Consider the following 20,747-nt stretch of genomic DNA (forward strand, 5'->3'; position numbering starts at 1 on the left):
TCAGGCCTGCAGGCGCGCCTTCAGATGCGCGACCACATCGGCCACGGCCACCTTGCTGGCCTCGGCATCGCGGCGGCCCTGGTATTCCAGCTGGCCTTCCTTCAGGCCACGGTCGGAGATGACCACACGGTGCGGCACGCCGACCAGCTCCCAGTCGGCAAACATCGCACCCGGGCGCTCGCCGCGGTCGTCCAGCAGCACGTCCACGCCCAGGGCCTGGAGCTCATCGTGCAGCTTGGCAGCGGCCTCCTTGACGGCTTCGCTGCGGTCCATGCCGATGGGGCACAGCACCACGGTGAAGGGAGCAATCGCATCGGGCCAGATGATGCCGCGCTCGTCGTGGCTCTGCTCGATGGCCGCGCCGAGGATGCGGGTCACGCCGATGCCATAGCAGCCCATCACCATCAGCTGGGGCTTGCCGGTTTCGTCGAGGTAGGTGGCGTTCATGTCCTTGGAGTACTTGGTACCCAGGAGGAACACATGGCCCACTTCGATGCCGCGCTGGATGGCCAGCACGCCCTTGCCATCCGGTGACGGATCGCCGGCCACGACATTGCGGATGTCGGCAATCACGTCCGGCTCGGGCAGGTCGCGGCCCCAATTGGCGCCAGTGAAGTGGAAGTCGGCCTCGTTGGCGCCGCAGACGAAATCGCTCATCTGGGCCACGGTGCGGTCGGCCACGACCTTGACTGGCTTCTTGAGGCCGATGGCGCCCAGGTAGCCGGGCTTGCAGCCGAAGTGCTCGTCGATCTCGGCCACGGTGGCGAAGCGGAAACCGGCCTTCAGGCCTTCCAGCTTGCCGGCCTTCACTTCATTCAGCTCATGGTCGCCGCGCACCAGCAGCAGCCAGACGGTGGACTTGATGATGTCGCCGGCCTCGTTCTTCTCGTCGGTGGCCAGGACCAGGGACTTGACGGTCTGCGTCAGCGGCAGGCCGAGCAGCGCGGCCACGTCTTCGCAGGTGCTCTTGCCCGGCGTCGGCGCCTTGGTCAGCGCCTGCGTGGCAGCACCGCGAGTGGCCAGCAAGGCCACGCCTTCGGCCAACTCGATGTTGGCAGCGTAGTCGCTGGTGGGGCAGTAGACGATGGCGTCTTCGCCGGTGTCGGCGATCACCTGGAACTCGTGCGAGCGGTCGCCGCCGATGGCGCCGGTGTCGGCCGCTACGGCGCGGTATTGGAGGCCGAAGCGGTCGAAGATGCGCTGGTAGGCGGCGAACATCGCGTCGTAGCTGACGGTGGCGGTGGCCACGTCACGGTCAAAGGAATAGGCGTCCTTCATCGTGAACTCGCGGCCGCGCATCAGGCCGAAGCGGGGGCGGCGCTCGTCACGGAACTTGGTCTGGATGTGATAGAAATTTTTCGGCAGCTGCTTGTAGCTGCGCAGCTCCTGGCGGGCGATGTCGGTGATCACCTCTTCGCTGGTGGGCTGGATGATGAAGTCGCGGTCGTGGCGGTCCTTCACCCGCAGCAGTTCGGGGCCCATCTTGTCGAAGCGGCCGGTCTCCTGCCACAGCTCGGCGGGCTGCACGACAGGCATCAGGAGCTCCACGGCGCCGGCACGGTTCATCTCCTCGCGGATGATGCTTTCCACCTTGCGGATCACCCGCAGGCCCATGGGCATGTAGTTGTAGATGCCGGCGCCCAGTCGCTTGATCATGCCCGCGCGCATCATCAGCTTGTGGCTGACCACTTCCGCATCGGCGGGCGCTTCCTTGAGGGTGGAGACGAAAAACTGGGAGGCTTTCATAAGGTGCGGCAGGCAAAACTGGCCCCGCAGGGCCAGATGTTCTTGTGAGGGTTAGCGAGGGGAGCGCCGGGACGGCGGCCCAATGCAATAATCGATCCAACTATAGATTTGAGGTTGATTATGCTCGACCGTGAAGGCTTCCGCCCCAACGTCGGCATCATCCTGCTCAACCACAGGAACGAAGTGTTCTGGGGCAAACGCATCCGGACGCATTCCTGGCAGTTCCCGCAAGGGGGCATCAAGTACGGCGAGACGCCCGAGCAGGCGATGTACCGTGAGCTCCACGAAGAGGTGGGGCTCACCGACGAACATGTGCGCATCATTGCGCGCACCCGAGACTGGCTGCGCTACGAGGTGCCCGAGCACTTCATCCGGCGCGACGCACGCGGCCACTACCGTGGCCAGAAGCAGATCTGGTTCCTGCTGCAGATGACGGGTCGCGACAGTGACATGAACCTGCGCGCCACCGACCACCCCGAGTTCGACGCCTGGCGTTGGAACGAATACTGGGTGCCGCTGGAGGCCGTGATCGAGTTCAAGCGTGGCGTCTACGAGATGGCGCTGACCGAGCTCGCCCGCTACCTGCCGCGCATCAACCACCACAACCGCTATCTGCGTTCGGGCATGCGGCCGCAGCATCGGGACGGGCCGCCGGCTGAACAGCAGCAGGTGGCCGAGGCAGCAACGCCGCCCAGGGACGAATGAGGGGCTTGCTGTGCAAGGCCCCTGTTGTGGCGCCACTCACATCGCAAGCGATATGAGCTTGCGCCGCAACATGGCGCTCGCTAAGCGAGCACCATGTTGTCCCGGTGAATGAGCTCGGGCTCGGCGGCGTAGCTCAGCACGCGCTCAAATTCGAATGACGGCTTGCGGGCGATGAGCCTGGCTTCGGCACTCGAGTAATTGGTCAAGCCTCGCGCCAGTTCGACGCCCGCCGGATCGCGCACCGCGATCACATCGCCACGATGGAAGTCGCCCTGCACCTCGACCACGCCGATCGGCAGCAGGCTCTTGCCCTCGTCACGAAGCTTGATGGCCGCACCAGCATCGACGGTGACGGCACCGCGCAGCTGCAAATGGTCGGCCATCCATTGCTTGCGCGCGGCCAGCTTCGGTGTGCTCGCCAGCAGGGCCGAGCCTATGGCTTCGCCTGCCGCCAGTCGCAAGAGCACATCGGGCTCGCGCCCCCAGGCGATCACGGTAGAAGCGCCGCTGCCCGCCGCGCGCTTGGCCGCCAGGATCTTGGTGATCATGCCGCCGCGACCCAGCGATGAACCCGCGCCGCCGGCCATCAACTCGAGCTCGGGCGTGCCGGCCACCGCTTCATCGATGAAGCGGGCGTTGGGATCTTTGCGGGGATCGGCCGAGTACAGGCCCTTCTGGTCAGTCAGGATGACCAGGGCATCGGCTTCAACCAAGTTGGCGACAAGCGCTCCCAGTGTGTCGTTGTCGCCGAACTTGATTTCGTCGTTGACGACGGTGTCGTTCTCGTTGATGACCGGCAGCACGCGATGCTGCAAGAGCGTCAGCAACGTGGAGCGCGCATTCAGGTAGCGCTCGCGGTCGGCCAGGTCGGCATGGGTGAGCAGCACTTGCGCGCTGCCCATGCCCTGCTCGCGCAGCTTGGTCTCGTACATCTGGGCCAGGCCCATTTGCCCGACAGCTGCTGCGGCCTGTAGCTCGTGAATCTCTTTCGGGCGGGTCGCCCAGCCGAGGCGCTTCATACCTTCGGCGATGGCACCGCTGGACACCATCACCAGCTCGCGCCCCTCGCCGGCCAGCAGGGCCAGTTGACGGCACCAGTTGCCGATTGCCTCGGCATCGACGCCACGACCCTCATTGGTGACCAGGCTGGAGCCAACCTTGACGACGATACGGCGTGCGTCCTTCAACACCGAGGCTGCCATCAGACCGCCCCCTGCTCACCGCCCTCCGGAGCGGCAAAGCGGACGTCTGGCTCGACATGGCGGTACTGCGCTGCGGCCACATGCTCGTAGATCGCATGGATCAGCGGCTGGCAGCCTTCGCGCGTCAGGGCCGAGATCTCGAAGACCGGGCCCTTCCACTTGTAGCGCTTGACGAAGTCCTTGACACGGGCCGCACGTTCCTCTGCCGGCACCATGTCCAGCTTGTTCAGCACCAGCCAGCGCGGCTTGTCGTAGAGCTCCTGGTCGTACTTCTTCAGCTCGGCCACGATGGCCTTGGCTTCAGCCACCGGATCCACTTCGGGATCGAACGGCGCCAGGTCGATCACATGCAGCAGCAAGCGCGTGCGCTGCAGGTGGCGCAGAAATTGGTGGCCGAGACCCGCACCTTCGGAAGCGCCTTCGATCAGGCCGGGAATGTCGGCAACGACGAAACTCTTCTCCGGTGCCACGCGCACCACGCCCAGATTCGGGTGCAGCGTCGTGAACGGGTAGTCGGCGATCTTGGGGCGGGCATTGGAGACCGCCGTGATCAGCGTGGACTTGCCGGCATTGGGCTGACCGAGCAGACCCACGTCGGCCAGCACGCGCAGCTCCAGCTTGACCTTCTTGGCCTCGCCGGGCCAGCCGGGCGTCTTCTGACGCGGGGCGCGGTTGGTGCTGGTCTTGAAATGCAGATTGCCAAAACCGCCGTCGCCGCCCTTGAGCAGCAGCACCTTCACGTCCGGCTCGAGCAGCTCGGCAATGATCTGTTCGGTTTCGACGTCACGGATGATGGTGCCCACCGGCATGCGCAGCACGATGTCTTCAGCGGCGGCACCGAACTGGTCGGAGCCTCGGCCGGCTTCGCCGTTGCGCGCCTCGTGACGACGCGCATAGCGGTAGTCGATCAAGGTATTGAGGTTCAGGTCGGCCATCGCATAGACGCTGCCGCCTCGGCCGCCGTCACCGCCATCGGGGCCACCGAATGGGATGAACTTTTCGCGCCGGAAACTGGCACAACCGGCACCACCATTGCCGGCCACGATATCGATGGTGGCTTCGTCGACGAACTTCATACGCTTGCTTTTCGAGCCCGATGGGCCATGGTAAGCGAGACCTCGAAAAAGGCCTGCTTCTGTCGCAGCCGCAAAAAACAAAGCCCCGGACAGTGCCGGGGCTCTTGCTTCACGATGCGGCCGGCTGCTGCCACCGCATCATGCCCGCTGGGTCTTGAAGACTCAGGCCGGCGTGACGAAAACCGTCTGACGGTTCTTTTCACCCTTGATGGCGAACGACACTTGGCCGTCGACCAGCGCGAACAGCGTGTGGTCCTTGCCCATGCCGACATTGGTGCCAGCGTGGAACTTGGTACCGCGCTGACGCACGATGATGGAACCTGCCGAGATCAGCTGACCACCGAAGGCCTTGACGCCCAGCATCTTGGGTTTGGAGTCGCGGCCGTTCCGTGTGGAACCGCCGCCCTTTTTCTGTGCCATGGATTAGCTCCTTGAACTGTTGGCGAAGAAGATCGAACGATCGCTTAGGCGTTCACCGCGCTGATTTGCAGCTCGGTGAAGTTCTGGCGATGGCCTTGACTCTTCTTGTAGTGCTTGCGACGGCGCAGCTTGAAGATGCGCACTTTGTCGTGCCTACCGTGAGCCACCACCGTGGCGGTAATGCTTGCACCAGCAACCAAGGGAGTGCCGATCTTCAGATCCGCGCCGCTACCGACGGCGAGAACTTGGTCGATCACAATCTCTTGGCCAACATCCGCAGCAATCTGTTCTATCTTGATCTTTTCGCCAGCAGCAACTTTGTATTGCTTGCCACCGGTTTTTATGACCGCGTACATATCAGCCCTTTCAAATTAATCGCCCGCGCCGCTGCGCTGCCAACCGGAGTTGGCGGCCTCGGCCCGAGACCCTCTCAACGCCCTTCATCGAGCGCAGAGCCCGCGAGTGTAGCAGCTTCACAAAACAAGGGCAAACCCTGTGAAAGCTGAGCATCGCCGTCCGGCTCGCTTCGTCAACGGCGCAGGGCGGATGGAAAGCTGTTTCTATAATCCTGACTCCATTCCATTGAGAGCAAAGAGTGCAAGCCGCGTCAGCCTCGCCCCTTTCCCCTGTCGCCGAGGTCCTCGCCGCGTTGAGCGCAGAAATGCTCGAGGTTGATGCCGTCATTGCCCGGCGACTCAAGTCGGACGTGGCCCTGATCAACCAGATCGGCAACTACATCGTGCACGCGGGTGGCAAGCGCATGCGGCCCAAGCTGGTGCTGCTGTTTGCCAATGCCCTGGGCTACCAGAAGGACGCCCGCTTCGAACTGGCCGCCGTTGTCGAGTTCATCCACACCGCCACACTGCTGCACGACGACGTCGTCGATGAGTCCTCGCTGCGTCGCGGCAAGGCCACCGCCAATGCGTTGTTCGGCAATGCAGCCAGCGTGCTGGTGGGCGACTTCCTTTACTCGCGCGCTTTCCAGATGATGGTTTCGGTCGATCGCATGCGCGTGCTCGAGGTGCTGGCCGAGGCGACCAATGTGATCGCCGAAGGCGAGGTCCTGCAGTTGATGAACATGCATGACCCAGATGTGTCGGTCGACAGCTACCTGCGCGTCATCCGCTACAAGACCGCCAAGCTGTTTGAGGCCAGCGCGCGCCTGGGTGCGGTGCTGGCCGAGGCCAGCGCCGAAATCGAGGAAGCTTGTGCCGCCTATGGCCGCAGCCTGGGCACAGCCTTCCAGCTGATTGACGATCTGCTGGATTACGAAGGCGACTCGCACGAACTCGGCAAGAACGTCGGCGACGACCTGCGCGAGGGCAAGCCCACGCTGCCCCTCTTGATCGCCATGGAACGCGGCAGCCCCGAGCAACGCCAGCTGATCCGTCACGCCATCGAACACGGCGAGGTAGAGCGCCTGGGCGACATCGTGCAGATCGTGCGCAGCACGGGCGCCATCGAAGCCACGCGCCTGGCCGCTCGCGCCGAAGCCCAGAAGGCGAGTGACGCGATAAATGCACTGCCTCGCAACAAGTGGCGAGAATCTCTGCTAGAATTCGCAGTTCAGTCAGTTGAGCGAACTTCTTGAAGGCGCCAATTGAAGAGATTGATGACCGAGGCGCCTGCTGCAGGCAAGCTGGTTCAAAAATCGGGGTGTAGCTTAGCCTGGTAGAGCGCTACGTTCGGGACGTAGAGGCCGGAGGTTCGAATCCTCTCACCCCGACCAGACAAATCGAAAAAGCCCAAGTGGACCTCCACTTGGGCTTTTTTGTTTTTCCGCACAGCACCACGCAAGGCGTCCCATTTGTCTGCGGCACGCGATCGCCGGAACTGTTGCGCAGGCGATCCATCGGCGCGCCAAGGCACGGCCTTGTGCGCACACCGTCACACCGGCTTGTCTCACCCGGGAAAAAGCTCGGTTTACAGTGTGAAATCCATGGGTCATGATGGCCCGCTCTCATTGAACATGCAGGCCTGTATCAGCCTGCTCAGCAGAACGCTTGCACGTGGACACCACCTTGGCCGAGTCGACCCATTCCTCCCTGTCAGGGGTCGCGCGCGTGCTCGTCCATGCCGGCAAGCTGCCGGTCAAGACCGCGGAAGACCTGGTTCGCCAGTCCCGCGAGAAGAAGATCAGCTTCGTCAATGCGCTGATGGCGGCCTCGGCCTTGTCGGCTGTCGACCTCGCCCACACGCTGTCGCATGCGCTGGCCCTGCCGGTCATGGACCTGAATGCGTTGGACGCTCAGCGCCTGCCCCAGAACATCATCGAGGCCAAGCTGGCCCACCAGTACCAGGTCGTGGTGCTGGGCCGGCGGGGCAACCGGCTTTTCATCGGCGGGGCCGACCCGACCGACCAGGAGGTGGTCGAGCGTATCAAGTTCGCCACCCAGCTGTCGCCCGAATGGGTGATCGTCGAGCATGACAAGCTCAGCAAGATGCTGGCCGGCTCCGGCTCCAGCGCCAGCGAGCAGTTGGAATCGATTGCCGGCGGCGACTTCGAGTTCGACGTCGCCGAGGAAGACCCTGCCGCTGCGCAGGAAGCAGCCGATATCTCGACCGACGTCGAAGACGCACCGGTCGTGCGCTTCCTTCAGAAGATGCTGATCGACGCGATCAATCTGCGCGCGTCCGACCTGCACTTCGAGCCCTACGAGTACCACTACCGCGTGCGCTTCCGCGTCGACGGCGAGTTGCGCGAGATCACCCAGCCGCCGATCGCCATCAAGGACAAGCTGTCCTCGCGCATCAAGGTCATTTCGCGCCTGGACATCGCCGAGCGTCGCGTGCCGCAAGACGGCCGCATGAAGCTCAAGTTCGGTGCCAAGGCCATCGACTTCCGGGTCAGCACCTTGCCGACACTGTTCGGCGAGAAGATCGTGATCCGGATTCTTGACCCCTCCTCTGCCAAGCTGGGCATCGAAGCCTTGGGCTACGAGAAGATCGAGAAAGACCGCTTGCTGGCCTGCATCTTCCGGCCCTATGGCATGGTGCTCGTAACGGGCCCGACCGGCTCGGGCAAGACCGTGTCTCTCTACACCTGCCTGAACATCCTGAACCAGCCTGGCGTCAACATCTCCACCGTCGAGGACCCGGCTGAAATCAACCTTCCGGGCATCAACCAGGTCAATGTGAATGACAAGGCCGGGCTGACTTTCTCCGCCGCGCTGAAGTCCTTTCTGCGGCAGGATCCAGACATCATCATGGTCGGCGAAATCCGCGACCTTGAGACCGCCGACATCGCCATCAAAGCCGCGCAGACCGGCCACATGGTGATGTCGACACTGCACACCAACGACGCACCGACCACACTGACCCGCCTGATGAACATGGGCGTGGCGCCGTTCAACATCGCCTCCAGCGTGCTCTTGATCACGGCGCAGCGCCTCACCCGACGCCTGTGCGAGAACTGCAAGACGCCAGCGGACTATCCACGCGACGCGCTGATACGGGCTGGCTACGCCGAGGAAGAGCTGGATGGCAGCTGGAAGCCCTATCGCGCCGTCGGCTGCAGCAGTTGCAACAACGGTTACCGCGGCCGGGTAGGCATTTACCAAGTGATGCCGGTCACCGAGCCTATCCAGCGCATCATCCTGACCCAGGGCACGGCGATTGACATTGCCAAGCAGGCTGAGAGCGAAGGCGTGCGCGACTTGCGCAAGTCGGGCCTGGTCAAGGTGCGGGCCGGCGTGACCACGCTGGAAGAAGTACTCGCGGCCACCAATGAATAATTCGCAGGCGCGCCCCTCGCAGCCTGCCAGGGCGACCGCCCAGGAGTAGCTATGGCAACCAGTGCATCGGCAGCAGCCAAGGTCAAGGACTTCGTCTTCGAATGGGAGGGCAAGGACCGCAATGGCAAGATCGTCCGCGGAGAAATCCGTGCCGGCGGCGAAGCCATGGTCAGCGCGACCCTGCGCCGCCAGGGCATCCTGGTCAGCAAGGTCAAGAAGCGCCGCGCCAGCGGCGGGAAGGCGATCAAGCAAAAGGACATCGCCGTATTCACCCGCCAGCTGGCCACGATGATGCGCGCGGGCGTGCCGCTGCTGCAGTCCTTCGACATCGTCGCGCGGGGCAGTACCAACCCGCGACTGACGCGGCTGTTGAACGAGATCCGTCAGGACGTCGAGACCGGCACGAGCCTGTCCTCCTCCTTCCGCAAGCATCCGATGTACTTTGACGCGCTCTACTGCAACCTCGTCGAAGCCGGCGAGTCGGGCGGTATCCTGGAAGCACTGCTGGACCGCCTGGCCATGTACCAGGAGAAAACGGTCGCGCTGAAGAACAAGATCAAGGGTGCACTGACCTACCCTATTGCGGTCGGCGTGGTGGCCTTCATCGTGGTCGCGGTGATCATGATCTTCGTCGTGCCGGCCTTCGAGGACGTGTTCAAGTCCTTCGGTGCCGACCTGCCGGCGCCCACCCTGGTCGTGATCGCCATGTCCAAGTTCTTCGTCAGCTACTGGTGGCTGATATTTGGCGTCATTGGCGGCGGCGGGTACTTCTTCATGCAGACGTGGAAGCGCTCCGAGAAGATGCAAAAGACGATGGACCGGCTGCTGCTGAAGATTCCGGTGTTTGGCGACCTGCTCTACAAGTCGGCCATCGCGCGCTGGACTCGCACGCTGTCCACGATGTTCGCCGCCGGCGTGCCCCTGGTCGAGGCGCTGGACTCCGTGGGTGGTGCCTCCGGCAATGCCGTGTTCTCGGAGGCCACCGAGAAGATCCAGCGCGACGTCTCGACCGGTGCGGCGCTGACCACCTCGATGCAGTCGACCGGCATCTTCCCGACCATGGTGCTGCAGATGGCCTCGATCGGTGAAGAATCCGGCTCGCTGGACCACATGCTGTCCAAGGCGGCTGAGTTCTATGAAGACGAAGTGGACGAGGCGGTCAAATCGCTCTCCAGCCTGATGGAGCCCATCATCATCGTGTTCCTGGGCGGCCTGATCGGTGGCATCGTGGTCTCCATGTACCTGCCCATCTTCAAGCTGGGTCAGGTGGTTTGACGATGGCTGACTACGCCTGGCTCCTCTCCCCGCCTGCCCTCTTTATCCTCGGCCTTTGCATAGGCAGTTTCCTCAACGTCGTCATCCACCGCCTGCCGCTGATGATGGAGCGGCAGTGGCTGGGCGACGCGGCCGCACAGCTGGCCGAATCGGAAGCGGTACAAAGGGCTTCGGGTCTGGCCAAAGCCGATGCCGACAAGCTGGCCACGGCGGCGGAAGCACTGAACAAGAAGCTGGAGGCCCAGCCCGCTCTCACGCTGGCCAAGCCGCGCTCGCGCTGCCCGCATTGCGGCCATCAACTGGCCTGGCACGAGAACGTTCCCCTGCTCGGCTGGCTGCGCCTCGGTGGCCGCTGCGCCAAATGCAAGGCCCCGATCTCCAAGCGCTATCCGCTGATCGAGCTGAGCACCGGCCTGCTGTTCGCCGCCCTGTCCTGGCGCTTCGGTGCACAGCCGACCACGCTGCTGTGGTGCGGCTTCGCGGCCACGCTGCTGGCCCTCGCTGCCATCGACTGGGACACGACCCTGCTGCCCGACTCGCTCAACCAGCCGCTGCTGTGGGCGGGCTTGTTCGTGGCACACCTGGGCTGGACCGTGCCCATGCACATCTCGCTGGCCGGCGCCATGTTGGGCTTTCTGTCGCTGTGGACCGTCTACTGGGTCTTCAAGCTGGCCACCGGCAAGGAGGGCATGGGCTATGGCGACTTCAAGTTGCTGGCTGCGCTCGGCGCCTGGCTGGGCTGGAAGATGATCCTGCCCATCGTGCTCGGCGCCTCGGTGATAGGCGCCCTCGTCGGCATTGGCATGAAGATGTCGAGCAGCCTGCGCGAGGGCCGCTACGTGCCCTTCGGCCCCTTCCTGGCGGGCGGCGGTTTCGTCGTGCTGTTCGCCGGCGCGGAGCGCGTGATGGGCTGGCTGGGCTGGGCTTGAGAGGCCCGCTGATCGCGCCATGCGCTTAGGCCTGACGGGCGGCATTGGCAGCGGCAAGAGCACGGTCTCGCGCTGCTGGTTGTCCATCGGCGCCACCGTCATCGACAGCGATGCCATTGCCCGCGAGCTGACGCTGGCCGGTGGTGCGGCCATGCACACCATCGTGGCCGAGTTCGGCCCGCAGGTTCAAGCGCCCGACGGCGCGCTCGATCGCCTGCGCATGCGCGAGCTGGCCTTCGCCGACCCCGGCGTGCGGCAGCGGCTGGAAGCCATCCTTCATCCGCTGATCGGCCAGGAGACCGAGGCCCGCGCGGCCGCCTCGAGCAGCCGATTCATCGTCTTTGACGTGCCGCTGCTGGTCGAGTCCGGCCGCTGGCGGCGCAAGCTGGACCGCGTGATGGTGGTCGATTGCCGGGAGACGACGCAGGTCGAGCGCGTGATGCAGCGCTCCGGCTGGACCCGCGAGGCGGTCGAGGCTGTGATCGCTCAGCAGGCCACGCGCGCCGAACGGCGTGCAGCGGCCGATGTGCTGATCTACAACGAAGGCCTGCCGCTCGAGCAGTTGCAGCAGCAAATCGAGGGCCTGGCCGCGCAGTGGCGCTAAGAAGCGAGAAATTGTTATGAAACAATCGGGCCCTTCGCGCGCAGCCCTCTCCGCGCCCTAACGCAGCTGTCGAGGAATGGCCCCCTTGGTCCTATACGAATACCCGTTCAACGAAAGCATCCGCACGATGCTGCGTCTGGAACACCTGTTCGACCGCCTGGGGCAGTTGATCCCGCGCGAGACGCCACTGGATCACCACTTCGCGCTCGCCACGATCTTCGAGATCATGGACGTGGCCTCGCGGGCCGATCTGAAGTCAGACCTGCTGAAGGAGCTGGAGCGCCACAAGGCCCAGCTCAACAGCTACCGCGGCAACCCGGCCATCGCCGAGGCGGCGCTGGACGAAGTCATTGCCCGCATCGACCACGCCTTCGCCGGCATCAACCAGCTCGCCGGCAAGGCCGGCCAGGCGCTGACGGCCAATGAATGGCTGATGAGCATCCGCAGCCGCATCTCCATCCCTGGCGGCACCTGCGAGTTCGACCTGCCCGCCTACTACACCTGGCAGCAGTTCCTGCCGGCGCGCCGCCGCAAGGACCTGATGACCTGGACCCAGTCGCTGATGCCGCTGGCCGAGGGCCTCAACGTGCTGCTCGGTCTGTTGCGCGATTCCGGGTCGCCGCACAAGGTGGCGGCGCAAGGTGGCCAGTACCAGCAGAGCCTGGGTGCCGGCCGGACCTACCACCTGCTGCGCCTCAAGATCGACCCCAGCCTCGGCCTCGTGCCTGAGATCAGCGGCCACCGCCTGATGGTCTCGATCCGCCTGATGCGTCAGGACGAGGAAGGCCGTCTGCGGCCGGCTCAGCAGGACGCCAGCTTCGAGCTGACGCTGTGCTCATGAGCGAGCAGGACGTGAAGCCGCGCATCGTCCGCTGCCCCACCTGCGAAGGCGACAGCGTCTTCGCGCCCAGCAATGTCTGGCGGCCCTTCTGCAGCGAGCGCTGCCGCCAGATCGATCTGGGCGCCTGGGCCAGCGAGAGCTTCCGCGTCGAGGCTGCGCCGCCGGCTGATGGCCAGGACCTAGAGCAGTAAGCCTCGCGCCCGCAGCGCCGCACGAGCTGCCGCTGCGTCGGTGAACAGTTCGGCCTGCCAGCCGCAGGCCTTCGCGGCCTCGATGTTCTCCGGGTGGTCGTCCAGCAGCAGCAAGGACGCGGCAGGCACACCGAATCGCGCGACGGCCAGTTCGAACACAGCCGCCCGCGGCTTGGAATGCTTGACCCGGCCCGAGAACACGCCGCATTCGAACCAGTCGTTCAGCGGATGCAGCTGCTCCAGATGATCGGCCAGAGGCTCGGGCATGTTGGAGAGGAAGAACAGGCGATGGCCGGCCTTCTTCAAGTCCTCGATCAGCGAGACCGTGCCCGCCTGCAATTGCAGCTCTTCCGGGATTGAATCGACCACCTGCTGCACGTCCTCGCGCGGCCAGCCGGTGCGTACGGCGATGCGATCAATCGCGGTCGACTCATCGATCAGGCCCTGATCGAACGCACCCCAGTCGCCGCGGTAGTTCTCGAAGAACTGCGCAGCCACGGCCTGGCCGGCTTCCAGGTCCGGTACGCGCTCGTGCCAGACCCGCGCGAGAAAACTTGGCGGATGCCAGCGAAACAGCACGCCGCCGAAATCAAAGACGATGTTCGCCATCAGCGGCTCAGTCGCTGCATCAGTCCGGCGGTCGAGCCATCCAGGCCCGCCACGTCGCCCGCGGCGATGCGCGGCAGCAGGGCCGAGCACAGGGCCTTGCCCAGTTCCACGCCCCATTGGTCGAAGCTGTTGATGCCCCACAGCGCGCCGCTCACGAACACACGGTGCTCGTACAGCGCGATCAGGGCGCCAAGCGAGCGCGGACTCAGCTCATCGAGCACAAAGCTTGTGCTGGGCCTGTTGCCGGGGAAGCTGCGATGGCGGGCCACGGTCTGCGCGTCGAGCGAGGCCGAGGCGGTCGGCGCTTTCTCACCCAGCGCCTCCCCCACCGACTTGCCCTGCATCAGCGCCTGCGACTGTGCCAGGCAGTTGGCCAGCAGCTTCTGATGCTGGTCGTTCAATCGTTCCAGCAACTCGCCGCTGGCGTTGAAGCGCGGCGTCTTCACCGCGATGAACTCGACCGGGATCACGTCCGTGCCCTGGTGCAGCATCTGGAAGTAGGCATGCTGGCCGTTGGTGCCCGCCTCGCCCCAGACCACGGGGCTGGTGGCATAGGGCAAGACCTGACCCTCACGGTCCACGCCCTTTCCATTGCTCTCCATTTCGAGCTGCTGCAGATAGGCTGGCAGGCGGCGCAGGCCCTGGTGATAGGGCGCGACGCTGCGGCTGGTGAAACCGTGGAAATTGCGGTACCAGACGTCGATCAACGCAAGCAGCACCGGCAGGTTCTGCGCAAGCGGCGCCGATCGGAAATGCTCGTCCATCTCATGCGCGCCGGCCAGCAGGTTGCGGAAGTTCTCGCCGCCCACCGCGATGGCAATCGGCAGGCCGATCACCGACCACAGCGAGTAGCGGCCGCCGACCCAGTCCCAGAAGCCGAAGGTGGTCGTGATGCCAAAGGTACCGGCCGCCTGCGTGTTGCTGCTGGTGGCGACGAAGTGCTTCGCGATGTCGGTGCCGCCAGCAGCCAGGAACCAGGCCTTGGCCGCCAGCGCATTGGCCAGCGTCTCCTGCGTGGTGAAGGTCTTGGAGGCGATGACGAAGAGCGTGGTCGCTGGCTTCAGCGCTTGCAGCACCGGGGCCAGGTCATGCCCGTCAACGTTGGATACGAAATGCAGCTTGATGCCCGGTCGGCCATAGGCCTGCAGCGCCTGCACCACCATGGCCGGGCCGAGGTCGCTGCCGCCGATGCCGATGTGGACCACGTCGGTGAAGCCCTGGGCCGGCACGCCATCGGCAAAGGCCAGCATGCGCTGAAGCGATTCCTGGACTTCGACGCTATGCAGGCCGGCGCCGGCCGGCGCGCGCAAGGCCGTGTGCAGCACTGCGCGGCCTTCCGTGTGGTTGATCGCCTCGCCGGCGAACATGGCATTGCGTTGCGACTCGAGCCCACAGTCCTCGGCCAACTGCAGGAGCAGCTTCAAGGCCACCGCATCGATGCGGTTCTTGGACAGGTCGGCAAAGACCTCGGGGGCCTGCAGCGACCAGCTTGGAAAGCGATCCGGCTCGGCCGCGAAGGCCTTGCGCAGATCGAAGCCGCGGCCAGTGGTCTCATAGTGGGCTTGCAGGGCGGCCCAGGCGGGGCTCTGGTCACAACGCGGGAACAGCATCGTCAGGAACTCGCAATCATCTGGTCGAGCTTGGCCGAATCGACGGCGAAAGCGCGGATGCCTTCGGCCAGCTTCTCGGTGGCCATGGCGTCCTGGTTGAGGGCAAAGCGGAAGCCCGCTTCATCGTAGGAAACAGCGGCGATGTCGGCCTGGCGGGCAGCATCGGCGTCGAGCGCGCGGCTCAGCGGCGCGTCGCTCGCTTGCAGTTGGGCCAGCAGGTCAGGGCTGATGGTCAAGAGGTCGCAGCCGGCCAGGGCCTGGATCTGGCCCACGTTGCGGAAGCTGGCGCCCATCACCTCGGTCTTGATGCCATGCTTCTTGTAGTAGGCGTAGATCTGCGCCACCGACTTGACGCCGGGGTCGTTCGCGCCGGCCATCGCGGCCTCGTCCCACTTGCTGCCTTCAGCCTTCTTGTACCAGTCGTAGATGCGGCCCACGAAAGGAGAGATCAGCTGCACACCAGCAGCGCCGCAGGCCACGGCCTGGCAGAAGGAGAACAGCAGGGTCAAGTTGCAGCGGATGCCTTCGCGCTCCAGCTCGGCTGCGGCCTGGATGCCCTCCCAGGTCGAGGCGATCTTGATCAGCACGCGCTCGCGGCCGATGCCTGCGGCTTCGTACAGGGCCATGATGCGCTTGGCACGGGCCACGGTGGCGGCCTTGTCGAAGCTCAGGCGGGCATCGACCTCGGTCGACACGCGGCCCGGCACGACCTTCAGGATCTCGAGACCGAAGCGCACCAGCACTTCATCGACGATCTGGTCGAGCGGCTTGCCCTTGTGCGCAGCGACCGTGTCCTTCAGCAGCGGCGCGTAGTCGGGCGACTGCACGGCCTTGAGGATCAGCGAAGGATTGGTCGTCGCGTCGCGCGGCGCGAACTGCGCCAGTTGCAGGAAGTTGCCGGTGTCGGCGACAACGGTGGTGAGGGCCTTGAGTTGGTCGAGCTGGTTCATGACTTGTGGTGGGCAGCAAAGAAACGGAAGCCTCGATTAGAACCGGGGCAGCCGTCCGGATTGACCCTTCCAAGAAACTCGGGCATCATAATTCCCGTAACTTCGTTACATCAAGAGAACTTTTTTCTCGGCGTACTTCTTCTTCAAGGACCACCCTGCAGGTGGCTGCGCGCATGTCATTCGATCTCGTTTTCTTCGGCGGTACCGGCGATCTCACCTGGAGAAAGCTGATGCCGGCCCTGTTCCAGGCCTTCCGCCACGGCAAGCTGCCGTCCGGCGGCCGCATCCTCGCGGTGGCGCGGGACGAGATGCCCGACGAGCGTTACCGCGAGTGGCTGAAGGAACGCTTCCGCGAGGTCGAGGGCCCCAAGCGCCCGAGCGACGAGGAGTTCGAGAAGTTCGCGGCCCTGGTGCACTACCGCCGCATGGACCTGTCGCAGCCCGAGCACTATCAGCGCCTGAAGGAATGGCTCGCAGAGCGCCAGGCCGACACCGTGGTGCTCTACCTCGCCACCAGCCCTCACCTGTTCACCCAGATCTGCCAGCAGCTCGGCGCTGCCGGCCTGAACGAGCCGCGCGTGCGCGTGGTGCTCGAGAAGCCGCTGGGCCACGACCTGGCCAGCGCACAGGAAATCAACAAGGTCGTGCGCTCGGTGTTCGCTGAGTCGCAGGCCTTCCGCATCGACCACTACCTCGGCAAGCCCTCGGTGCAGAACCTGATGGCCCTGCGTTTCGGCAATGCGCTGTTCGAGCCGCTGTGGCACCGCGAGAGCATTGCCAACATCCAGATCACGCTGGCCGAAGGCCTGGGCGTCGGCACGCGCGGCCCGTTCTACGACGGCACCGGCGCGCTGCGCGACATGATCCAGAACCACGCGCTGCAGCTGCTGACCATGATCGCCATGGAGCCGCCGGCCACCAACGATGCCGATGCGATCCGCGACGAGAAGCTCAAGGTGCTGCGCTCGCTCAAGCCCTTCACCGCCGAGTCGGTGGCGCGCGACGTGGTGCGCGGCCAGTACCGCGCCGGCAGCGTCGACGGCAAGGCCGTGGTGGGCTATCTGGACGAAGCCAAGATTCCTGCAGACAGCCCTTGCGAAACCTTCGTGGCCCTGCGCACCGAGGTGCAGAACTGGCGCTGGGCCGGCGTGCCCTTCTACCTGCGCACCGGCAAGCGCCTGGCGGCACGCGATGCGCAGATCGTCGTCAACTTCCGCCCGGTGCCGCACCCGATCTTCCCGGGCACCAACCAGCCGAATCGCCTGGTGATCAAGCTGCAGCCGGAAGACGGCCTGGAGCTGCAATTGCTCGCGGCCAAGGGCGGCGCGCATGGCGAATCGTTGGCACCAGTGTCACTGGACCTGGACTTCGACAAGGCCTTCGGCAGCGCCCGCGTTGGCGCCTACGAACGCCTGCTGCTCGATGCCATCGCCGGAAAGCTGAACCTGTTCGTGCGCAGCGACGAGCAGGAGCAGGCCTGGCGCTGGGTCGAGCCCATCCTCGAAGCCTGGAAGCAGGACAGCACCGGCCCGCGCCATTACAACGCCGGCTCCTGGGGCCCGGCGGCGGCCAGCGCCTTGGTGGCGCGTGACGGCAATGCCTGGGCTGAAGAGTCATGAGCATCGTCGAACGCATCAAGGCCGCCCTGCCCGCCCTGCCGCCCGCCGAGCAGCGCGTGGCCAAGCTGCTGATCGCGGATGCCCGCGCCTTCGCCAGCCTGCCGGTCAGCGAGCTGGCGGACCGGGCCCATGTCAGCAAGCCCACCGTGGTGCGCTTCTGCCGCTCGGTCGGCTACGACGGCCTCGCGGACTTCAAGCTGAAGCTGGCCGGCAGCGTCAACGAAGGCGTGCCCTTCGTGCACCGTGCGGTCGATGAGGATGACAAGCCGGGCGACCTGATCGTCAAGGTCGTCGACAACGCGGTCGCAGCCCTTCTGCACTACCGCAACGATGCCGCGAGCCACGCCTTCGATCGCGCCATCACGGCACTCGTCGAAGCCGGCCGCAATGGCCACCGCATCGAGTTCTACGGCGTCGGCAATTCCGGCATCGTGGCGCAGGATGCTCAGCACAAGTTCTTCCGCCTGGGCGTCAACACCGCCGCCTGCAGCGACGGCCATGTACAGCTGATGAGCGCGACGATGCTGAAGCCCGGCGACTGCGCCGTCATCATCAGCAATTCGGGAAGAAGCCGCGACCTGCTGGACGCGGCGGAGATCGCGCGCAAGAAAGGCGCGACCACCATCATCATCACGGCCAGCGGCTCACCGCTGGCGGCGCTGGCGCAGAGCCCGGGCCAGGTGCTGCTGGCGGTCGATCATCCGGAAGACTTCGACCGCTACAGCCCCATGGTCTCGCGGCTGCTGCACCTGATCGCCATCGACATCCTGACCACCGGCGTCGCCCTGCAACTCGGCCAGGATCTGCGGCCGGTGCTGCAGGAGATCAAGCGCAACCTGCGCAGCAAGCGTTACGCGGCCTGAGCGGCGGAAGCGCTGTTGGTGCCGCTCGTGCCATTCGAGGTGCGCCACAGCACCTCATCCACGCCGTAGACCCGGGCCAGCTCCTGCAGCTTGACCGGCACCTGGCTCAGCTGCAGCTGCAAGCCCTGCTGCTCCAGCAACCGGGCGGCGCTGAGCAGCAAGGTCAGCGCACCGGAGTCGAAGTCGTGCAGGTCGCCGACATCAAGCCGGACCACATGGCCCGCAGCACTGCCCACCTGCGCGGCCTCGGCCCGCAGGCTGGCCTGCAGCTGGGGCCACAGCACCGGCAGCTCGGCCATGCGGATGGAAGAAGGCAGCTTCAGCATGTCGGCCACCCGTTCAGCCCTTGGCAGGCGCGGCGGCGGCCTTCTGGTTCTTGTCGGTCAGCGCCTTGATCAGGCCGTCGATGCCGTTGAGGCCGATCTCCTGGCCAAAGCTGCTCTTGTACTGATCGGCCAGCCAGATGCCCAGCACGTTCACGTCGTAGATCTTCCAGCCGGCGGGCGTCTTCTCGAGGCGGTAATCCAGCTGGATCGCATCGCCCTTGCCACGCACTTCGGTCTTCACCACCACCTCGGTGTCTTCCGCCGAGGCACGCAGCGGCTTGAGCGCGATGGTCTGGTCCTTCACCTGGGTCAGCGCGCCGGCGTAGGTGCGCATCAAGAGCGTCTTGAATTCGTCCTGCAGACGCTTCTGCTGCTCGGGCGTGGCCTGGCGCCAGTAGCGGCCCACGGCGGTGGACGTGATGCGCTGGAAATTGACGTGCGGCATGATGTTCTTGTCCACCAGCGCAGCGATCTTGCTGACATCGCCACCCTGGATGGCCTTGTCGCCCTTGATGGTCTCGATGGTCTCCAGCGAGAGCTGGCGGATCAGGCCGTCGGGCGTGCTGTTGTCAGCGGCATGCACGTTCAGGGCCAGCACGGCGGCCAGGCCGATCAGGCCCTTCTTCAACATCGTCGACATCGTCATCTTGAATTTCCTTGTCGTTTCAGCGACGCCGGCTAGGCGTCTCGGGTGGCAACGCGCCACCCGGGGGCTTGGTTCACAGGGTCGGTGAAGAAGCTGCTGCCGAGGCAGCAGGGGCCGCTGCGGCAGGAGTTGATGCAGCGGAGGCCGGTGCTTCCGGCGCGGACGCCGGTGCCGAGGCCGGGAGGGAGCCCGGCGTCAGCACCTCGAAGTCATCATCATCCTGCGAGATGCTGCCGCGGCGGGTCAGGTAGGCGTCGCGGATGAAGGTGTACTTGTCGAGCGCGATGCCATCGAGCATCTCGCCAGCGCGCAGGAAGTTGGAGCGGGCATTGACCGTTTGCAACACATAGATGGACACCTTGCTGCGGCCATCGTTGAAGGCCAGGGCCGGCGAGGCCAGGCGGTCCCAGGGCATGGCCAGCGAGTCGCGCACCGACGAGGGGCCGAACAGCGGCCAGACGATATAGGCGCCGGTGCCGAAGCCCCAGCGGCCAAAGGTCTTGCCCAGGTCTTCGGTGTTGCGCTCCAGGCCCACCTCGCTGCCGATGTCGAGCAAGCCGCCCAGGCCCAGCGTGGTGTTCACCGCGAAGCGCATGGTCTGCTGGATGCCGGTCTTGAAGCGCCCCTGGAGGAACAGGTTGATCGCCGACCAGCCATCGCCCACATTGCCGAAGAAGTTGTCGACCGACTTGCGGATCGGCTCGGGCACGATCTCGCTGTAGCCCGTGGCCACCGGCTTGAGCACGGCCTCGTCCAGCTTCTCGTTGAAGCTGAAGACCTTGCGGTTCCAATTCTCGAACGGGTCCAGCTTCTTGCCGGCGCTCGGCCCGCGCAGAACGGCGCAGCCGCTCAGCAGCAAAGCCATCAAGAGAAAGACCAGCGCGCGCCAGCGGGGTTGGGGTGCGAGGGTCACTTCTTGTCCCCTGCCGGTGCCGGCGCCGAACCCATGTCGGCGGCCTTGCTGTTGAGGAACTGGCCGATCAGGGTCTCCAGCACCACGGCCGATTGCGTGGCCTTGATCTGGTCCTTGGCCACGAGGTTCTTCTCGCTGGCGCCAGGCTCCAGGCCGATGTACTGCTCGCCCAGGAGGCCGGCGGTCAGGATCTTGGCCGAGCTGTCGGTCGGGAACTGAACGTTCTTGTTCAGGTTCATCGTGACCTTGGCCTGGAAGCTCTTGTCGTCAAAAGTGATCGATTCGACGCGGCCGACGACCACGCCGGCGCTCTTCACAGCGGCGCGGGCCTTGAGACCGCCGATGTTGTCGAACTTGGCCGTGACCTGGTAGGTCTCGTCGAAGTTCAGGCTCAGCAGGTTGCCGGCCTTCAGGGCCAGGAACAGCAGCGCGGCACCACCGATCAGCACGAACAGGCCGACCCAGGCGTCATGGCGAGAGGCTTGCAT

General features: G+C 65.0%; 22 protein-coding genes and 1 tRNA gene. 11 read left to right on the forward strand and 12 right to left on the reverse strand.

Going from position 1 to position 20,747, the window contains the following annotated elements:
- Positions 1–1,746: a proline--tRNA ligase gene (locus J7U46_RS06390; protein WP_282823980.1), complete on the reverse strand. Its 1,746-nt coding sequence runs from the start codon at positions 1,744–1,746 to the stop codon at positions 1–3.
- A 120-nt stretch (positions 1,747–1,866) separates the two neighbouring features.
- Here J7U46_RS06390 and J7U46_RS06395 point away from each other — a divergent pair, with 120 nt between their 5' ends.
- Positions 1,867–2,451, forward strand: coding sequence for an RNA pyrophosphohydrolase (locus tag J7U46_RS06395; RefSeq protein ID WP_282823981.1), 585 nt, complete (start codon positions 1,867–1,869; stop codon positions 2,449–2,451).
- Between the two features lie 80 nt (positions 2,452–2,531).
- Here the strand turns inward: J7U46_RS06395 and proB are convergent, their stop codons facing one another.
- The 4 genes from proB to rplU form a co-directional block, all read right to left on the reverse strand.
- Entirely contained in the window at positions 2,532–3,653 is a 1,122-nt protein-coding gene (gene proB, locus J7U46_RS06400) for a glutamate 5-kinase (RefSeq protein WP_282823982.1), read from the reverse strand.
- On the reverse strand, positions 3,653–4,729 hold the full coding sequence (gene cgtA / locus J7U46_RS06405; RefSeq protein WP_282823983.1) for an Obg family GTPase CgtA: 1,077 nt from the start codon (positions 4,727–4,729) through the stop codon (positions 3,653–3,655). The genes proB and cgtA overlap by 1 nt, the downstream gene beginning before the upstream one ends.
- Positions 4,730–4,891: 162 nt before the next feature.
- Positions 4,892–5,149, reverse strand: a complete 258-nt coding sequence (rpmA, locus tag J7U46_RS06410) for a 50S ribosomal protein L27 (protein ID WP_282823984.1) — start codon at positions 5,147–5,149, stop codon at positions 4,892–4,894.
- A gap of 44 nt (positions 5,150–5,193) precedes the next feature.
- The gene (gene rplU, locus J7U46_RS06415) at positions 5,194–5,505 is read right to left on the reverse strand and encodes a 50S ribosomal protein L21 (protein WP_282823985.1); all 312 of its coding nucleotides are present in this window, start codon (positions 5,503–5,505) and stop codon (positions 5,194–5,196) included.
- A gap of 305 nt (positions 5,506–5,810) precedes the next feature.
- Here rplU and ispB point away from each other — a divergent pair, with 305 nt between their 5' ends.
- From ispB to J7U46_RS06455, 8 genes are all read left to right on the forward strand, one after another.
- Positions 5,811–6,740, forward strand: coding sequence for an octaprenyl diphosphate synthase (gene ispB, locus J7U46_RS06420; RefSeq protein WP_282823986.1), 930 nt, complete (start codon positions 5,811–5,813; stop codon positions 6,738–6,740).
- 61 nt (positions 6,741–6,801) lie between these two features.
- Positions 6,802–6,878: transfer RNA gene (locus J7U46_RS06425), tRNA-Pro, on the forward strand.
- A 274-nt stretch (positions 6,879–7,152) separates the two neighbouring features.
- Complete coding sequence (gene pilB / locus J7U46_RS06430; protein ID WP_282823987.1) at positions 7,153–8,883, forward strand: type IV-A pilus assembly ATPase PilB; 1,731 nt, start codon at positions 7,153–7,155, stop codon at positions 8,881–8,883.
- 51 nt (positions 8,884–8,934) lie between these two features.
- Positions 8,935–10,158, forward strand: a complete 1,224-nt coding sequence (locus tag J7U46_RS06435) for a type II secretion system F family protein (RefSeq protein ID WP_282823988.1) — start codon at positions 8,935–8,937, stop codon at positions 10,156–10,158.
- 2 nt (positions 10,159–10,160) lie between these two features.
- Positions 10,161–11,087 carry an A24 family peptidase gene (locus J7U46_RS06440; protein WP_282823989.1) on the forward strand — a complete coding sequence of 309 codons (927 nt, stop codon included), beginning with the start codon at positions 10,161–10,163 and terminating at the stop codon, positions 11,085–11,087.
- Positions 11,088–11,106: 19 nt separating this feature from the next.
- Positions 11,107–11,691 (forward strand): dephospho-CoA kinase, encoded by a 585-nt coding sequence (coaE, locus tag J7U46_RS06445; protein WP_282823990.1) that lies wholly within the window; start codon positions 11,107–11,109, stop codon positions 11,689–11,691.
- A gap of 85 nt (positions 11,692–11,776) precedes the next feature.
- Positions 11,777–12,532, forward strand: coding sequence for a cell division protein ZapD (gene zapD / locus J7U46_RS06450; protein WP_282823991.1), 756 nt, complete (start codon positions 11,777–11,779; stop codon positions 12,530–12,532).
- Entirely contained in the window at positions 12,529–12,723 is a 195-nt protein-coding gene (locus J7U46_RS06455) for a DNA gyrase inhibitor YacG (RefSeq protein WP_282823992.1), read from the forward strand. The genes zapD and J7U46_RS06455 overlap by 4 nt, the downstream gene beginning before the upstream one ends.
- Here J7U46_RS06455 and J7U46_RS06460 read toward each other — a convergent pair.
- From J7U46_RS06460 to tal, 3 genes are read right to left on the reverse strand one after another with little or no spacing between them, the layout of a single operon-like run.
- Complete coding sequence (locus tag J7U46_RS06460; RefSeq protein ID WP_282823993.1) at positions 12,712–13,332, reverse strand: HAD-IA family hydrolase; 621 nt, start codon at positions 13,330–13,332, stop codon at positions 12,712–12,714. The two genes, J7U46_RS06455 and J7U46_RS06460, sit on opposite strands and share 12 nt — an antisense overlap.
- Positions 13,332–14,942, reverse strand: a complete 1,611-nt coding sequence (gene pgi / locus J7U46_RS06465) for a glucose-6-phosphate isomerase (RefSeq protein ID WP_282823994.1) — start codon at positions 14,940–14,942, stop codon at positions 13,332–13,334. The genes J7U46_RS06460 and pgi overlap by 1 nt, the downstream gene beginning before the upstream one ends.
- Positions 14,943–14,944: 2 nt before the next feature.
- Positions 14,945–15,892, reverse strand: a complete 948-nt coding sequence (gene tal / locus J7U46_RS06470; RefSeq protein ID WP_282823995.1) for a transaldolase — start codon at positions 15,890–15,892, stop codon at positions 14,945–14,947.
- Between the two features lie 173 nt (positions 15,893–16,065).
- On the opposite strand from tal, the gene zwf reads away from it, so the two are divergent.
- Complete coding sequence (gene zwf, locus J7U46_RS06475) at positions 16,066–17,511, forward strand: glucose-6-phosphate dehydrogenase (protein WP_282823996.1); 1,446 nt, start codon at positions 16,066–16,068, stop codon at positions 17,509–17,511.
- Positions 17,512–17,513: 2 nt separating this feature from the next.
- Complete coding sequence (locus tag J7U46_RS06480) at positions 17,514–18,374, forward strand: MurR/RpiR family transcriptional regulator (RefSeq protein ID WP_282825006.1); 861 nt, start codon at positions 17,514–17,516, stop codon at positions 18,372–18,374.
- On the opposite strand, the gene J7U46_RS06485 is transcribed toward J7U46_RS06480, so the two are convergent.
- The 4 genes from J7U46_RS06485 to mlaD all read right to left on the reverse strand — a co-directional run bounded on the left by J7U46_RS06485 (position 18,362) and on the right by mlaD (position 20,747).
- Entirely contained in the window at positions 18,362–18,700 is a 339-nt protein-coding gene (locus J7U46_RS06485; RefSeq protein ID WP_282823997.1) for an STAS domain-containing protein, read from the reverse strand. The two genes, J7U46_RS06480 and J7U46_RS06485, sit on opposite strands and share 13 nt — an antisense overlap.
- 13 nt (positions 18,701–18,713) lie before the next feature.
- Complete coding sequence (locus J7U46_RS06490; protein ID WP_282825008.1) at positions 18,714–19,340, reverse strand: ABC transporter substrate-binding protein; 627 nt, start codon at positions 19,338–19,340, stop codon at positions 18,714–18,716.
- A 79-nt stretch (positions 19,341–19,419) separates the two neighbouring features.
- Entirely contained in the window at positions 19,420–20,259 is an 840-nt protein-coding gene (locus tag J7U46_RS06495) for a VacJ family lipoprotein (RefSeq protein WP_282823998.1), read from the reverse strand.
- The gene (gene mlaD / locus J7U46_RS06500) at positions 20,256–20,747 is read right to left on the reverse strand and encodes an outer membrane lipid asymmetry maintenance protein MlaD (protein ID WP_282823999.1); all 492 of its coding nucleotides are present in this window, start codon (positions 20,745–20,747) and stop codon (positions 20,256–20,258) included. The genes J7U46_RS06495 and mlaD overlap by 4 nt, the downstream gene beginning before the upstream one ends.

It is taken from the genome of Pelomonas sp. V22, assembly GCF_030014915.1.
Lineage (GTDB): Bacteria > Pseudomonadota > Gammaproteobacteria > Burkholderiales > Burkholderiaceae_C > JAUASW01.